Genomic DNA, 14870 nt, shown 5'->3' on the forward strand with positions numbered 1-14870 from the left:
CAGTTGCAGTGACGCGGCGTCACTCTATTTGGGCTATCACAGGATTACATCATGAAAACCACAAAAATGCTCGCGTTGTCTGCGCTCGCAGCAACCACCATGCTCGCCGCTTGCGGGCAGGACAGTGAAGGCGGTTCGCGCGACGGTGTTCGCGCAGTCGGCTCATCAACAGTTTATCCGTTTGCCAAAGCGGTGGCCGAATCGCTCGCGCGATCAAACCCGGGTATCAACTCGCCGATTATCGAATCGACAGGCACCGGCGGCGGTATGAAACTGTTCTGCGCGGGTGTCGGACCTCAAACGCCAGATATGGCCAATGCTTCGCGCCGCATGAAAGCTTCCGAATTCGCCGATTGTCAGGCCAATGGCGTCAAGGACATCATCGAATTGCAAGTCGGGCTCGACGGTATCGCATTTGCTTCGGCCAAGGGCGGCCAGACATTCAACCTGACGCCGAAAATCGTTTATGAAGCACTGGCGGCAGCGCCGTACGGCAAGGAACAGACCGCCAAGACATGGGCCGATGTGGACCCTTCGCTGCCAGCCGATCCAATTCTGGTTTACGGACCGCCGTCAACTTCCGGAACGCGTGATGCGCTTAAGGAACTCGTCCTCGAAGCGGGTTGCCAGTCCAATCCTGACATGAAGGCGTTGAAGGACAGCGACGAAGACAAATACGACCAGATCTGCACCGAAGTCCGTTCGGACGGCGCATATGTCGATCAGGGCGAACAGGACAATCTGATAGTTCAGAAGATTGAAAACAACGCCAAAGCAGTTGGCGTTTTCGGTTATTCCTACCTTGAAGAAAATGCCGACAAGGTGAACGGGCTGCCGATGAACGGTGTCGCGCCGACCTATGAAAACATCTCGACCTTTGCCTATCCCGGTGCGCGACCACTGTTTGTTTACGTCAAGAAAGCGCATCTCGATGCTATTCCGGGCCTGCGCGAATTTGTCGCGGAATGGACCAAGTCGTGGGCAAAAGGTGGCCCGCTTGCCAAAATCGGTCTGGTCACTTCGCCTGACGATGTGATGGCTGCCAATATGAAAGCGGCTACCGAATTCACATCGCTTTCTGCCGATCAACTCAAGTAAAAGCGGCACCCGCACATGTCGCCAGTCATCCTGCTTCTCCTGGCCCTCGGGTTGGGCCTTGCTGGATGGCTGGCGGCCCGCGCACGTGCGTGGAGCTTTAAAACCGCAGCCAAGAACGGTCGCATAGCAGCGCTGCCGAATTACCACGCGTGGTATGTCGCGTTGTGGATCGTCATTCCGGTTGTCGGATTCATCGCAGTCTGGAGCGTTATCGCGCCGCAACTGGTCACAAATTCGGTTCTGGCCAGTCCGGCTGCTAGCGAGCTGCCGGCATTCGGCATGGAACGGCAGCAAATTCTTTCCGAAGCACGTGCGGTTGCATCGGGAAACTCGAATGCCGTCTTCAACGCAGCATCACGTGACTTTGTCGAGCCTTATCGCGAGGCTATTTCGCGAACGAACTGGATCGGTATCGTCGCCACGCTGGCAATCGCGCTGCTGTGCGGAATATGGTCTTTCCTACGCCTGAAGCCCGACTTTACCGCGCGCACGCGCGTCGAACGCACGGTGATGATTGTATTGCTGCTCGCGTCACTGGTCGCAATCCTCACCACCGTGGGTATTCTGGTCAGTCTGATTTTCGAAACCGTCCGTTTTTTCGGTATGGTCGATCCATGGGCATTTCTGACAGGCACGCATTGGGGCCCAGACCCGATGGCCAATCCCGACAATCCTGATCCCACGCGGTACGGGGCAATTCCGCTATTCTGGGGCACGATTTTTATTGGCGCGATAATCGCGATGATTGTGGCAATTCCGCTTGGTTTGATGAGCGCGATATACCTGACCCAATACGCCAAACCATCCTGGCGCAGATGGCTCAAGCCAATGCTGGAAATCCTCGCCGGTGTACCGACCGTGGTTTACGGATATTTCGCAGCGCTGACAGTCGCTCCGGTGGTCCGCGACGCCGCCGTGGCTATCGGCATCACCAATGCATCCAGTGAAAGCGCACTGGCGGCGGGTCTGGTTATGGGTGTGATGATCATCCCGTTCGTGTCATCGATGGCAGACGATTCCATTGCCGCCGTTCCGCAGGCCATGCGCGACGGCAGCCTTGCAATGGGCGCTACTACGTCAGAGACAATCAGCAAGGTTCTTGTGCCGGCAGCCCTGCCCGGCATTGTGGCCGGTATCATGCTCGCAATCAGCCGAGCGATTGGCGAAACGATGATCGTGGTGATGGCAGCCGGGGCGGCCGCAAATCTAACTGCCAATCCGCTCGAAGCGATGACCACCGTAACTTTCCAGATTGTCGCGATGTTGACCGGCGAGGGCAGCTTCGATCACCCCGCCACGCTGAGCGCGTTTGCACTCGGCTTTGTCCTGTTTATGGTGACGCTTGGTCTGAATTTTGTTGCCCTGCGCGTCGTCAAACGGTTCCGTGAGGCGTATGAGTAGGTCGCACGCCCCGACGCGCACACCGGAATTCGAAGCCCGGCTAAAGAAGCGCTACGCGTCAGAGAAGCGGTTCAAATCGCTTGGTCTTGGCGCAATTGTGTTCTCGGTTCTGATCCTGGCATTTCTGCTGGTTTCGATGACGATGAATGGGATAGGCGGGTTTCAGCGCGCAGAACTGTCTGTGCCGATCGATTTCACGCAAACCGGGATTGCGGCCGACGCGGGCACACTGTCACAGCCAAACGCTGCGCAATCACTGGAAGCCCAGGGCCTCCCTCAGGTTGTCGAGTTTGCAGCCCAGCAAAGTCTCGGTGATGAAGGCGCCGCACAGCTGGGCACTCAGGCGTGGCGTGTCGTTGCCAACGCCATCATCGCGAACCCGGCAATTCTGTCACGCACTGTGAGTTTCGATCTTCCCGCAACGGAAGATCTGGCTGCTGCCTATTCGGGTGACGGTCAGGCTGCTCTGCAACCGCTGGCGAAACGATTGTCCGAGCAAGGGCATCTGTCGAAAAACTTCGACATGGGTTTCCTGACCCGCTCAGATGCGACCAATCCGCAGCAAGTTGGCATCTGGGGCGCATTGAAAGGGTCGATCCTTACGATGATCGTCACATTGGCTCTGGCCTTTCCAATAGGTGTGCTGGCCGCGCTCTATCTGGAAGAATACGCGCCGAAGAACCGCTGGACCGACCTTATCGAAGTATCGATCAACAATCTCGCAGCGGTGCCATCGATCATTTTCGGCCTGCTGGGGCTGGCGGTTTTTCTCTGGCTGTTTCCCAATATGCGTTCCGCACCGCTGATCGGCGGTATGACATTGGCGCTTATGACCATGCCCGTGATCGTGATCGCCGGGCGTAATGCGATCAAGGCTGTCCCGCCTTCGATCCGCGACGGCGCATTGGCAATCGGTGCATCGCCGGTGCAGGTTGTGTTTCATCACGTGTTGCCGCTTGCCCTGCCGGGTATATTGACCGGTACGATTATCGGAATGGCCCGTGCGCTGGGCGAAACAGCGCCGCTGCTGATGATCGGCATGCGCGCATTCGTGGCAACCCCACCCGATGGTTTTACCTCGCCAGCAACCGTATTACCCGTGCAGATATTCTTGTGGTCGGACGAAATCGACCGCGGCTTCGTCGAACGCACATCTGCAGCAATTATTGTGCTATTGCTGTTCCTATTGCTGATGAATGGCCTGGCCATTTATCTGCGCAACCGATTTGAGAAGAGCTGGTGACCGAAGTACATAGCAATCTGGACAAGACTGACCGGAAGATGACCGCGCGCGGCGTTTCGGTTTACTACGGCGACAAAATGGCGATCGATGACGTTTCGATCGATATTCCAACCGAATATGTCACGGCGTTTATCGGCCCATCAGGGTGCGGAAAATCGACTTTTCTGCGAACCATGAACCGCATGAATGATACAATCCCATCTGCCCGGGTCGAGGGAGAAATTACACTCGACGGGGAAGACATTTACAAGTCCGGCATGGATGTGGTGCAGCTGCGTGCACGGGTGGGAATGGTATTCCAGAAGCCTAATCCCTTTCCAAAATCGATCTTCGACAACATCGCTTATGGCCCGAAAATTCACGGACTTGCCGAAACCAAGGACGAAATTGCCGAAGTTGTCGAACGGTCACTGCGGCGTGCCGGCCTTTGGGAAGAGGTAAAGGATCGCCTGGACGATAGCGGCACCGCGCTTTCGGGCGGCCAACAGCAGCGGCTGTGTATTGCGCGCGCTATTGCGGTCGATCCCGAGGTTATCCTGATGGATGAGCCCTGCTCTGCCCTGGATCCGATTGCGACGGCAAAGATCGAAGAACTGATCGACGAGTTGAAAGGCCGCTACGCCATCGTCATCGTCACGCACTCAATGCAGCAGGCTGCGCGCGTTTCCGAACGGACGGCCTTCTTCCATCTTGGCAAGATGGTGGAATATGGTCGCACCAGCGACATTTTCACTAATCCCCGTGAAACGCGCACGAAGGATTATATTACGGGACGGTACGGCTGATGGCCTCCGAACATACAGTTAAAGCCTTTGACGAGGATATTACCCGGCTACGCGGTCTGATCGCGGAAATGGGAGGACTGGCAGAAGTCGCTATCCAGGAATCGCTCGAAGCCATGGTCAACGGTGACGAGGAGCTTGCGAGAGCAGTTGTCAAACGGGATAAGAAGATTGACGCTTTGGAGGCGGAGGTTGACCGGCTTGCAGTGCGGGTGATCGCCTTGCGCGCGCCAATGGCCGACGATTTGCGCGAAGTCATTGCCGCGCTGAAAATTGCCGGGGTGGTCGAGCGGATCGGTGATTACTCGAAAAACATCGCCCGCCGCGTTGGCGAGATCGAGGACCGCAAGCGCTTCGAGCCGCTGACGCTGCTGTCTGCAATGGGCGAAGTCGCTGCTGAAATGGTCCACGACGTATTGACCGCATATGCCGCACGCGACCCGGTTATCGCGCGCGACGTAATCAGGCGTGATGACAAGGTCGATGCATTTTACGATAGTATCTTCCGCAATCTGGTCAGCTATATGGTCGAAAACCCGGCGACGATCAGCAGCGCTGCACAATTGTTGTTCGTTGCGCGCAATATCGAACGCATCGGCGACCACGCAACCAATGTGGCGGAAATGGTCCATTTTGCAGCAACTGGCGATTATCCGCCCGATGACGAAGCCTGATTGTCTCTAAAGTGTAACATCAGGCGGGTTTGGCTATTTGATAATAAGCGATTTCGCAGGATGACAGATTGTGAGCCACGCTAAATTACTGCTCGTCGAAGATGATCCGGCGCTATCCGAATTGCTCGAATTCCGTTTCCAGAAAGAAGGATACGACGTCCGTTCGACACCGGACGGCGATGAAGCCATGTTGCTTGCCAGCGAAGATGTGCCCGATCTGATCATTCTGGACTGGATGATCGAAGGCACCAGCGGGATCGAGGTTTGCCGCCGCCTGCGGCGGAACGAGCACACCAGGCACGTACCGATCATCATGCTGACCGCCCGCGAAGATGAAGATGACCGGATCCGCGGCCTTGAAACGGGGGCAGACGACTATCTGACCAAACCGTTCAGTCCGCGCGAACTGATTGCACGCGTATCGGCAGTCATGCGCCGCGTAAGGCCCGCCCTGGCAGGAGAGATCATTGTCGTCGGCGATCTGAAACTAGATCCGGTTGCCCATCAAATCGAGCGTGGTGGCAAACGCCTGCAGTTGGGACCAACCGAGTACCGGCTGCTCAAGTTTTTTATGGAAAGTCCGCGCAGGGTTTTTTCACGCGGGCAATTGCTTGATGGTGTCTGGGGGACAGATAGCGACATCGAGCTGCGCACAGTCGATGTACATATCCGCCGCTTGCGTAAAGCAATCGAGATCGATGGTTCAAACGATCCCATCCGCACTGTGCGCTCAGCCGGCTATGCGCTGGAGCCTGGACAGATCTAGCGGCACACACCGCGATATCCGCGGCGGGCCTGATCAAAGTGAAAATGGTCGCGGTGCGCGGAATTATAGTCAGGCGATAGGACTGTTCCGAAAATTGCGCAGGCGTCATCGCGTACAGCACGCAGAAATTTCGCTTCAGCCCCCTCGCCTCCCCAAGCATCAATCAGCGCGATACGCCGGCCATCGGCCAGCACGAACGCGGCAATGTCGAGCGCATTTCCGGTGGCATGTTCGCTCCACCCACCCGTCCCCCGCCCGTAAAGTCTGCGGCAGCTATAGGCGCCAAAATGCTCGACCTTGGATAAGTCGCTGCCGAGGATCTCGCGGGCTGCCGGCTTGACCGAGCGAACGAGCCAGTGATGCGCCGCAGCCCCGATGGCACAGGTTGTAGCCGGAGTTTGCGGAGACATGACAAGCCCGTCAACGATCACTCTATCTTCGCGCCGACACGGCCCTTCCCCGGCAGGCGCAAGCGTTTCGAATGCGACCTGGCTGCGCGCAAGAACGGCGCGGCACTGTTGCGGCTCTGCGCGCAAAGTCACCAACTTCATTGCGGTTGCACGGCCGGGCGGATCGCGCAGATCAAGCGGTGCCCACGGATTGTGTTGCGGGTTTTCGTCCAACCACACCAACGCCGCAACGGCGGCAGCCAAAAGCACCAGAATGCCGACCAGCACCCTATCCAATCGAAATTGGCCTACGTAACGGCGGATATCCAAATTCAATCCTTCACTGGCTAATCCCCGACACTTGCCTAACAGGGTCCGCTTGCTCGACCAGTGCATATTGCGGCTGGCGTGGTTGTGTTTCCGCCAATTGGTTCAGGCTGCTTGTTTCGCAAAATTTTCAAGCCGGGATTTCACTGCCGCAAGATCCGCGTCGAACAACCGGGCTTGTTCGGCTCGCGCAGTACCTTCAAGCCTGAGCAGGTAGGATGGATGTGCTGTAATCCAGAGTTCGCTACCATCGTCGAGCTCGTGCGGGATGCCGCGGGCGCGAGTAATACTCACCGTCTTTCCCAACATCGAGCGGGCAGCACTCGCACCAAGTGCGAGAATAATTTTCGGACTCACAATCGCGCGCTCCGCCTCCAGCCACCAGCGACAGGTATCAATTTCCTTCGCGGCCGGAGACTGATGAATACGTCTTTTTCCGCGCATGGTGTATTTAAAATGCTTTACGGCATTCGTGACATAGGCGGCGCTGCGGTCGATGCCGGCTTGTTCAAGATGCAGATCAAGCAATTGCCCTGCCGGCCCCACGAATGGCCGGCCCTGCAAATCTTCATTATCGCCGGGCTGTTCGCCCACGATCATCAAATCTGCATCAGCCGGGCCCTCGCCCATAACCGGACGATTATCCAATTGGCTGATCGGGCAATTGCCGCATCCCGACACTGCCTGTTTCACGGCCTCTAGTGTGACAGGCATGGGGTCAGTTTCCTGTTCTCCGGCAGTTACCATCTGCGCTTCTCTTGATTGGGCTCCGGCTATCAACTCGGGTATCAGGGCCGCCTCAGGCATATTTTTCCAATATCGTTTTGGCATTTCCTTCACCATGGCGCCGACTTTCAGCCGTGCGGGATTGAAGGTGGAAGCATAGTATTTCAGCCATAATTCTTCGGCCGGATCATCGCCCGGCGCGTCCGATTTTTGCGCCGGTGGCCCCTCTCGCATAACTTCCCCGTCCCAGTGCAAGCAGCCACGCGGAGTGAGGATCGACCATTTCATATTCGCAAACCGGCGGCGGAAAAAACCGGCATTTGCGCGAACGATATGATGGTCCGGTTCGAACCAGGCAACATAATGGTCATCTTCGCGTGTTCCGCTTTCAATCAACCGGAACCGGACGAATGCGTGCATTTTGTGACTGTCCCGGCGAACTGTCCGGTCCAGTTCTTCCACTCTACGCACATCGCTGTCGGTTTTATCCTCCATGATGCGCGGATTGGATTGGAGCCTCCATAATAGGCGATACAAAAGCGCAAAACGCTCAGCGTCGGAATGCAGGGCTGCGTTTTTTGCCAGCGTCAGAAAACGCCGGCTCGCCCGAGGCATTGGCGCATCAGCATCGGGCTCAGGCAACTCATTGCCTCCTCCAAACAAATCACCCACCGTGTCAGTTTCCAGCCACGCTATCCGTTCAGGCGCAATCCCGCACTGGACTGATTGCCGCGCCCGCTCGCGCCAATGGGAAAAATCGTCCGGTGCCGGCATCACCACGCTGAAATAGGCCGCTGTATCGGAACTGCGCGCAGATATCATAGCGCCCTCACGCAGCAAACAGTTCAAGCTGCTCCTGCTTGGGCGCGAGCAGATTGCGGAGATCGGCACGATCAGTCAAGGCAGTTGGACGCCAGTCGATTGCGCAAATGAAAGGGCGCACCTTTGCGATTGAAACTGTCAATTTCGCGACGTCGTCCAGCCTCAGAGTCCGGTGACGCCGGGCTGAAATAATCTGGTTCACCGCCCGCACGCCCAAGCCCGGCACGCGCAGCAATTGTTCGCGCCCTGCCCGGTTTACATCGAGCGGAAATGCGTCCCTGAATTTCAGCGCCCAAGCAAGTTTGGGATCAATATCGAGCGGCAAATTCCCCGCAGCGTCAGTCGCCGCCATAACTTCCGTTGCCTGATAACCGTAAAACCGCATCAGCCAATCCGACTGATACAATCGATGTTCGCGAATCAGCGGCGGTCGCTTCAACGGCAAAACCGCACTGGCATCGGGGATCGGACTGAACGCTGAATAATAGACCCGCCGCAAGCCAAACCCGCTGTACAATAAGCTTGCCTTCTGCACTATATCCGCATCGGACGCAGCATCCGCGCCAACAATCATCTGTGTCGATTGTCCTGCCGGGGCAAACTTCGGAGCATTTTTGAAGTGCTTTCGCGCATCCTTGTTTTCGGTAATTGCAGCCTTCACTTCGCCCATCGCACCTTCGATCTGGAGAGAGTTCTTGTCCGGCGCAAGGCGGGCCAGACCAGCCTTGGTCGGGAGTTCTACGTTGATTGACACACGATCCGCATAAAGCCCGGCCTGATACGCAAGTTCGGGATCGGCTTCCGGGATCGATTTCAGGTGGATGTACCCGCGAAAATCATGTTCTTCGCGCAGGATTCGTGCAGTCTCTACCAATTGCTCCATCGTAAAATTCGAACTTTTGATAATGCCCGAAGAAAGAAACAGACCCTCGATATAATTGCGCCGGTAAAAGTTCAGCGTCAGGTCGGCAACCTCCTGCGGAGTAAAGCGCGCTCGGCGCACATTCGAACTTTTCCTGTTGATGCAATAATGACAATCGAAGATGCAGTGATTGGTAAGCAAAATTTTCAGCAGCGAGATACATCGTCCATCGGGGGCATAGGCATGGCAGATGCCCATGCCTTCGGTTGAACCGATACCCTTGCCGCCAAGACTGTTCTTTTTCGCGGTTCCTGACGAAGCACACGATGCATCATACTTTGCGGCATCCGCGAGGATTCCCAATTTTTCCAGTGTCGAGATCTGCTTCATGTGTTCCTTATATGTTCTTTTATATGACTTGCATAGGTGCGAGTAAAATTATTTCGTTCGGGAACCACGCTGCTTACCGGGCATTTCTGAAATACGGCCCGGGCCCCTCTGGCGAGCAAATGCTCGCGATGTCGGACGTATCGCAATGGCCGGCCCGCAATTCTGGATTGGCACGATATTTCGCTAAATGCGAAAGAGGCTGTCCACTGGCAACTTCTTCGCACATCGAACGAACGGAGTTTTACATGAGATTGATCGCCTCACTCGCCATGATTACCATGGCTATTTCGCCTGTTGCCAGCGCGAAGGATTGGACTTTCGGCGATGGCCAGATGCCTGAACGCTGGTCGCTGATAAACAGTGATTACGCATTATGTGACAGCGGCCTGATGCAATCGCCGATCGACCTGGGTAATGCCAACGCAATCGGTAATGTATCCCTCAGCACGAATTATGGATCTACGACCGGCCAGGTCAAACTCGGCACTGAGAAGGTCCAGGTGGATTTTCCTGCCGGAATGGGCATGATGTCCGGCGACAAGGCGTTTGCACTCATCCAGGTCCACTTCCACACGCCTGCCGAACACGCGATCGATGGGAAACGTCATCCGCTGGTCGGCCATTTTGTGCACGCGACCGAAGCGGGTGAGCTTGGCGTGTTAGGCATCATGTTCGAGGAGGGCGAAGCCAACCCCGCGCTGCAAACAATTATCGACGCAAGCGCAGCGGGAGACGGTACAGACGTGTCGTTTGACATCAACGATATGCTGCCTGACGACATATCTGTCTTCCGGTACATGGGTTCGCTTACAACGCCGCCTTGCAGCGAAGGGGTAAACTGGCACGTGTCGAAGGGCACGATGACAGCAAGCGGGGCGCAGATTGCCGCGCTGTATAATTTGCTCGGAGATACTTCACGCTCGCTGCAACCATTGGGTAGCCGCTTGCTGGTAGCTCCAGCCGACTAGTCACTCTCGGGCCCGGCCGGTTGACGGATTTTTTCCTGACAAAGCTGGCAGGGCCCAATCCAATCGCAAGATTCTGCGTGTGTACCGGTGAGTTCATAATCGGCTGTCTGTCAGGTTTGCCGGTCCGCGGGACGACTGCCGGAACCAAACTCCATCCCGTCCCGTTGGTAAACTAAACTCAGACAATGGAGACATCATGAAATACGCCGATGCAAATGCCGAAGAAATCAAAACGGAATTCTGGGAATCACTGGCCTCTTCATCCTTTCTGATGCTGCAGCTGGATAGCGACAACAAGACCGCCGTCCCGATGACTGCGCAGCTGGATAAAGACGCCAACAGCTCGATTTGGTTCTTCACGCAGAAAAACAGTTCGTTTGCCGCGCTGGGCGATGCAACTGCGACCTTTGAGAGCAAGGGTCATGACATATTTGCCAGGTTCCACGGGAAGTTGCGCGTCGAAGACAGCAAGGAGCGCTTCGATCAGTTCTGGAACAACTTTGTCGAAGCCTGGTACGATGGCGGAAAAGACGATCCGGACATCCTGTTTCTGCGGATGGACCTGGGCGATGCGGAAATCTGGAATGGCGACATGGGTCTGCTGAACGTGGCGAAGATGGCGCTGGGCATGAATGTCCATGACGAGGCTGAAAAACAGCACACCGAAACGACGCTTTAGGCGATATCAGGTTCAACAATGAGGGGCCGCTCCCGCAAGGGATGCGGCCCCATTTTTATGCCCGGTTACCCAGAAGACCTGGCAGCAGACCGAAGACCAGAACCAGCGTCACCGCGATCGGAGCAGCCCAGGCGACCAGGAAGCGCCAAATTACAAACATACCGTCCGACAGACCCGACTGCGCCTTCACCATATTTGCATCGGCTTTCCATCCCACGAACACCGAAACCAGCAGCGCGCCAAGCGGCAACATAATCTTGCCTGTGAATCCGTCCAGTGTGTCCAGGATGTCGGTATCAGCGAAGATATTCCAGAAACCGAGCAGCCGGACATCCGACCAGACATTGTAGCCCAAAGCACATGCAACGCCGATCAGCCACGCCACCGCACCAACGATCACGGCAGCTTTCTTGCGGCCCCATCCAAACCGGTCGATTGTCCAGGCAGTCGGCCCTTCGAGCAGCGAGATCGAACTGGTCAGAGCGGCGAAGAAGATCAATATGAAAAACACGAAACCAACCAACGCGCCGCCGGGCATTACATTGAATGCCACAGGCAAAGTCTGGAAGATCAGCGCAGGTCCGCCAGCCGGATCAAGCCCGACCGCAAACACAATCGGAAAGATCATCAGCCCTGCCAGAATAGCCACTGTCGTATCCGCCAGGGCGATCAAGCCTGCCGTGGGAGCAAGGTTCACATCTTTGCCGACATAGGCGCCGTAAGTAAGCAATCCGCCTGCCGCGAGGCTGAGCGAGAACAACGCTTGTCCGAGTGCTTCATTCAGCACAACCGGAGTAATCTTGCTAAAGTCGGGCGTAAACATGAACGATACCGCGCGAGCGAAATCGCCGGTGAACGCGCCGTAAATCGTGATCACCACCAGCAGGACAAAGAATGCCGGCATCAGCCATTTGGCGGCTTTTTCGATACCGTCGTGCACACCGCTGGCCACGATCCCCACCGTCGCGCCCATAAACAGAACATGCAGAAAAATCAGGCGAACCGGATCAGCAAACAGTGCCCCCATGTGGCCGGTAATCTGCTCCTGATTTTCGCCATTGAATGCAACTGCAAAGGGATCGCCGGAAATCAGGGCGCCCAGAAAATCAGCGCCGGACAGATACACGTAGTTGATGACCCAGCCCGCCACGACCGAATAAAATGACAGGATCAAAAAGCCGGCCGTAATCTGCAGCGCGCCGACACCTGACCAGCGGGACGACTTGCCCGATTGCGCCGCGACATTGCGCATGGAATTGATCGCATCGGATCCTCCCGCTCGGCCAAGCATGATTTCGGACAGAACCAGAGGTAGCCCGAGAAGCACGACAAATCCGATATAGACGAGAACAAATGCCCCGCCCCCGTTTTCACCGGCCAGCGTTGGAAAACGCCAGATGTTGCCGAGACCGACCGCAGCGCCGACCGCTGCCAGAATAAATGCTGTGCGCGATGACCAGCCTTGTTCGCCCGATGCGGTTGCACCTGCCATGTAAATACCCCTCTGCGGGCCCTGGTTGGGCCTTCCCGAAATCTGGCAGCTTTCTGCACGGAATCGTCGCTCCAGTCGAGGCAGGAATTGCGCAAATCCACCACGCCGCTACACAGGGCGGATGTCCACGACTTTCCAGCTCGATACGAGTACCAGCCGCGCCAACCCCACACCGCAGCCGCGCAAGCGCCTGACCGTGCCCGCAATCAGGGCGCGCAAGCAGGATGGCCAGACCAAAGAACCGCTGGTGATGCTGACTGCATACACAGCGCGGCAGGCGCAATTGCTCGACGCGCATTGCGATATTCTGCTGGTCGGGGATTCGCTTGGCCAGGTTATCTACGGCTTGCCTTCGACGCTGTCGGTCACACTCGACATGATGATCGCGCATGGCGCGGCGGTCGTGCGCGGCAGCTATCACAGCCTGGTCGTCGTCGATATGCCGTTCGGATCTTACGAAACTTCGAAGGAACAGGCCTTCGCGAACGCAAGCAGGATCATGGCCGAAACGGGTTGCGCTGCGGTAAAACTCGAAGGCGGCCAAGCCATGGCCGACACGATCGAATTTCTGAACTCGCGCGGCATCCCCGTGATGGCGCATGTCGGACTGACCCCCCAGGCTGTCAACGTGCTGGGCGGATATGCCGCACGCGGCCGCAGCCAGCAGGAACACGACAAGATTGTCAGCGACGGCCAAGCTATAGAAAAAGCGGGCGCATTCGCAGTCGTTATCGAGGGGGTGATCGAACCGATTGCGATTGCGCTGACCAAATCGGTCGAAATTCCGACCATCGGGATCGGCGCATCCGCCCTGTGCGATGGTCAGGTGCTGGTTACCGAAGATATGCTGGGAATGTTCGACAGGGTCCCGCGCTTCGTCAAACGCTACGAAGATATCGGCTCGCTTATCGAACGAACCGTTGCGACCTACGCTTCCGAAGTTCGTGATCGGACCTTCCCCACCAAAGACCAGACATATCAACCCAAGACCTAGCCGGCCGCTTGCCGTTCAGCAGTAAAGGCACTAGCGAGCGCCATCAATTTCCAAGCCGGCAATTTCCGAAAAGGCCCCCGAATGGCTACGCTGCTCAAATATTATAAGTTTTCGCTCGTCTTTACCATGCTGTGCCTTGGCCTGGCGGGCTGGTATGGGTGGGAAAGCAGCGGCACCGTTGGCGGCACGCTTTCACTGCTGTGGATCGTGATTGTTCTGTCTGTATTGGAAATCTCGCTCAGTTTCGACAATGCGGTGGTAAATGCTTCGGTGTTGAAGGAAATGAGCGATGTCTGGCAGCGGCGCTTCCTGACGTGGGGCATCGCTTTTGCGGTGTTTGGTATGCGGGTGATCTTCCCGTTGGCGATTGTCGCAATTGCCGCTGGGCTTGGCCCGCTTGAAACCATCAACCTGTCGCTGAACGAACCTGAGGAATACGAGCGTATAGTAAGCAGCGCGCACGTGGGTATCGCAGGTTTTGGCGGGGCGTTTCTGGCTATGGTCGGGCTCAAGTTCTTTTTCGACATGGACAAGGAAATCCACTGGATCCGCGTCGTGGAGGAATTTCTCGCCAAATTTGCCGCACTTCCGGCGGCTGAAATCGCTTTGCTTCTGCTGGCCATGTGGGGAATTTCCACGCTTTTGGCCCCCGCCGATGCGCTGACTTTTCTGGTTGCGGGCATTCTTGGATTGATCACTTTCATCGCGGTCGAAGGGATCAACACGATCCTGGAACTGAAAGAAGAAGCCGCGCGGTTGCAGGGCGCAGTCGTACGCAGCGGGCTTGGCGGATTTCTTTATCTCAACGTGCTCGATGCGTCGTTCAGCTTCGACGGCGTGATCGGCGCATTTGCCTTGTCAAATAATATGATCGTGATTGCCTTGGGACTGTCGATCGGGGCGATGTTCGTGCGTTCGATGACCATCCATCTGGTCAAGCAAGGAACACTTGCCCAGTACCGCTTCCTCGAACATGGCGCATTTTATGCAATAATCGTGCTGGGCGGCATCATGCTTCTGTCGGCCAAGTTCCACATTCCCGAAACGATCACCGGCCTGATCGGTGCGACACTGATCGGGATATCTCTGTGGTGGTCTGTGCGGCATAACAATAAAGAAGCAGCGATTTCGGTCTAGCCGTTCGGTGGCCATCCGGGGCGCCATCCGGGGCGGCCGTCGAAGGAAAATCGGATTGCAGAACGATTGTTACTATCAACATTCGAACCACAGGATCGATTTCGACCGCGTCCGGGCAAT

The 14870-nt window shown here is 56.4% G+C and carries 14 protein-coding genes; 10 read left to right on the plus strand and 4 right to left on the minus strand.

Features of this window, described 5'->3' with window-relative positions; genetic code table 11:
• Positions 1 to 51 precede the first annotated feature (51 nt).
• The 6 genes from WFP06_RS07500 (at position 52) to phoB (ending at position 5964) form a co-directional block, all read left to right on the plus strand.
• Positions 52 to 1098 carry a substrate-binding domain-containing protein gene (locus WFP06_RS07500; protein WP_336986597.1) on the plus strand — a complete coding sequence of 349 codons (1047 nt, stop codon included), beginning with the start codon at positions 52 to 54 and terminating at the stop codon, positions 1096 to 1098.
• A gap of 15 nt (positions 1099 to 1113) precedes the next feature.
• Positions 1114 to 2499, plus strand: a complete 1386-nt coding sequence (gene pstC / locus WFP06_RS07505) for a phosphate ABC transporter permease subunit PstC (protein WP_336986598.1) — start codon at positions 1114 to 1116, stop codon at positions 2497 to 2499.
• Positions 2492 to 3742, plus strand: coding sequence for a phosphate ABC transporter permease PstA (pstA, locus tag WFP06_RS07510; protein WP_336986599.1), 1251 nt, complete (start codon positions 2492 to 2494; stop codon positions 3740 to 3742). Before pstC ends, pstA begins: the two co-directional genes overlap by 8 nt.
• A 38-nt stretch (positions 3743 to 3780) precedes the next feature.
• Positions 3781 to 4527 carry a phosphate ABC transporter ATP-binding protein PstB gene (pstB, locus tag WFP06_RS07515; RefSeq protein ID WP_336987660.1) on the plus strand — a complete coding sequence of 249 codons (747 nt, stop codon included), beginning with the start codon at positions 3781 to 3783 and terminating at the stop codon, positions 4525 to 4527.
• Positions 4527 to 5198 carry a phosphate signaling complex protein PhoU gene (gene phoU / locus WFP06_RS07520; RefSeq protein ID WP_336986600.1) on the plus strand — a complete coding sequence of 224 codons (672 nt, stop codon included), beginning with the start codon at positions 4527 to 4529 and terminating at the stop codon, positions 5196 to 5198. The genes pstB and phoU overlap by 1 nt, the downstream gene beginning before the upstream one ends.
• Before the next feature lie 70 nt (positions 5199 to 5268).
• Positions 5269 to 5964 carry a phosphate regulon transcriptional regulator PhoB gene (gene phoB, locus WFP06_RS07525; protein WP_336986601.1) on the plus strand — a complete coding sequence of 232 codons (696 nt, stop codon included), beginning with the start codon at positions 5269 to 5271 and terminating at the stop codon, positions 5962 to 5964.
• Here the strand turns inward: phoB and WFP06_RS07530 are convergent.
• From WFP06_RS07530 to WFP06_RS07540, 3 genes are all read right to left on the minus strand, one after another.
• Positions 5961 to 6683, minus strand: a complete 723-nt coding sequence (locus tag WFP06_RS07530) for an extensin-like domain-containing protein (RefSeq protein WP_336986602.1) — start codon at positions 6681 to 6683, stop codon at positions 5961 to 5963. The two genes, phoB and WFP06_RS07530, sit on opposite strands and share 4 nt — an antisense overlap.
• Positions 6684 to 6785: 102 nt before the next feature.
• Positions 6786 to 8228, minus strand: coding sequence for a UdgX family uracil-DNA binding protein (locus WFP06_RS07535; protein ID WP_336987661.1), 1443 nt, complete (start codon positions 8226 to 8228; stop codon positions 6786 to 6788).
• Between the two features lie 7 nt (positions 8229 to 8235).
• On the minus strand, positions 8236 to 9480 hold the full coding sequence (locus tag WFP06_RS07540) for a putative DNA modification/repair radical SAM protein (RefSeq protein WP_336986603.1): 1245 nt from the start codon (positions 9478 to 9480) through the stop codon (positions 8236 to 8238).
• Between the two features lie 245 nt (positions 9481 to 9725).
• Here WFP06_RS07540 and WFP06_RS07545 point away from each other — a divergent pair, with 245 nt between their 5' ends.
• Both WFP06_RS07545 and WFP06_RS07550 read left to right on the plus strand, forming a co-directional pair.
• Positions 9726 to 10448, plus strand: coding sequence for a carbonic anhydrase (locus tag WFP06_RS07545; RefSeq protein ID WP_336986604.1), 723 nt, complete (start codon positions 9726 to 9728; stop codon positions 10446 to 10448).
• A 196-nt stretch (positions 10449 to 10644) separates the two neighbouring features.
• Complete coding sequence (locus tag WFP06_RS07550) at positions 10645 to 11127, plus strand: pyridoxamine 5'-phosphate oxidase family protein (protein WP_336986605.1); 483 nt, start codon at positions 10645 to 10647, stop codon at positions 11125 to 11127.
• 55 nt (positions 11128 to 11182) lie between these two features.
• Here the strand turns inward: WFP06_RS07550 and WFP06_RS07555 are convergent, their stop codons facing one another.
• Complete coding sequence (locus WFP06_RS07555) at positions 11183 to 12619, minus strand: sodium-dependent transporter (protein ID WP_336986606.1); 1437 nt, start codon at positions 12617 to 12619, stop codon at positions 11183 to 11185.
• A 121-nt stretch (positions 12620 to 12740) separates the two neighbouring features.
• Between WFP06_RS07555 and panB the strand changes: the two genes are divergently transcribed.
• Entirely contained in the window at positions 12741 to 13613 is an 873-nt protein-coding gene (gene panB, locus WFP06_RS07560) for a 3-methyl-2-oxobutanoate hydroxymethyltransferase (RefSeq protein ID WP_336986607.1), read from the plus strand.
• 81 nt (positions 13614 to 13694) lie between these two features.
• Positions 13695 to 14750: a DUF475 domain-containing protein gene (locus WFP06_RS07565; RefSeq protein ID WP_336986608.1), complete on the plus strand. Its 1056-nt coding sequence runs from the start codon at positions 13695 to 13697 to the stop codon at positions 14748 to 14750.
• The last annotated feature ends 120 nt before the right edge of the window (positions 14751 to 14870 follow it).

Origin of the sequence: Altererythrobacter aquiaggeris (assembly GCF_037154015.1) — a bacterium.
Taxonomy (GTDB): domain Bacteria; phylum Pseudomonadota; class Alphaproteobacteria; order Sphingomonadales; family Sphingomonadaceae; genus Aestuarierythrobacter; species Aestuarierythrobacter aquiaggeris.

Excerpts from the sequence above, each read along its gene's own strand:
- WFP06_RS07535 (WP_336987661.1), bottom strand. The coding sequence starts at position 8,228 with ATGATATCTGCGCGCAGTTCCGATACAGCGGCCTATTTCAGCGTGGTG.
- pstC (WP_336986598.1), top strand. The coding sequence starts at position 1,114 with ATGTCGCCAGTCATCCTGCTTCTCCTGGCCCTCGGGTTGGGCCTTGCT.
- pstB (WP_336987660.1), top strand. The coding sequence starts at position 3,781 with ATGACCGCGCGCGGCGTTTCGGTTTACTACGGCGACAAAATGGCGATC.
- WFP06_RS07550 (WP_336986605.1), top strand. The coding sequence starts at position 10,645 with ATGAAATACGCCGATGCAAATGCCGAAGAAATCAAAACGGAATTCTGG.
- WFP06_RS07500 (WP_336986597.1), top strand. The coding sequence starts at position 52 with ATGAAAACCACAAAAATGCTCGCGTTGTCTGCGCTCGCAGCAACCACC.
- phoU (WP_336986600.1), top strand. The coding sequence starts at position 4,527 with ATGGCCTCCGAACATACAGTTAAAGCCTTTGACGAGGATATTACCCGG.
- WFP06_RS07540 (WP_336986603.1), bottom strand. The coding sequence starts at position 9,480 with ATGAAGCAGATCTCGACACTGGAAAAATTGGGAATCCTCGCGGATGCC.
- WFP06_RS07555 (WP_336986606.1), bottom strand. The coding sequence starts at position 12,619 with ATGGCAGGTGCAACCGCATCGGGCGAACAAGGCTGGTCATCGCGCACA.
- WFP06_RS07565 (WP_336986608.1), top strand. The coding sequence starts at position 13,695 with ATGGCTACGCTGCTCAAATATTATAAGTTTTCGCTCGTCTTTACCATG.
- WFP06_RS07545 (WP_336986604.1), top strand. The coding sequence starts at position 9,726 with ATGAGATTGATCGCCTCACTCGCCATGATTACCATGGCTATTTCGCCT.
- panB (WP_336986607.1), top strand. The coding sequence starts at position 12,741 with ATGTCCACGACTTTCCAGCTCGATACGAGTACCAGCCGCGCCAACCCC.
- pstA (WP_336986599.1), top strand. The coding sequence starts at position 2,492 with ATGAGTAGGTCGCACGCCCCGACGCGCACACCGGAATTCGAAGCCCGG.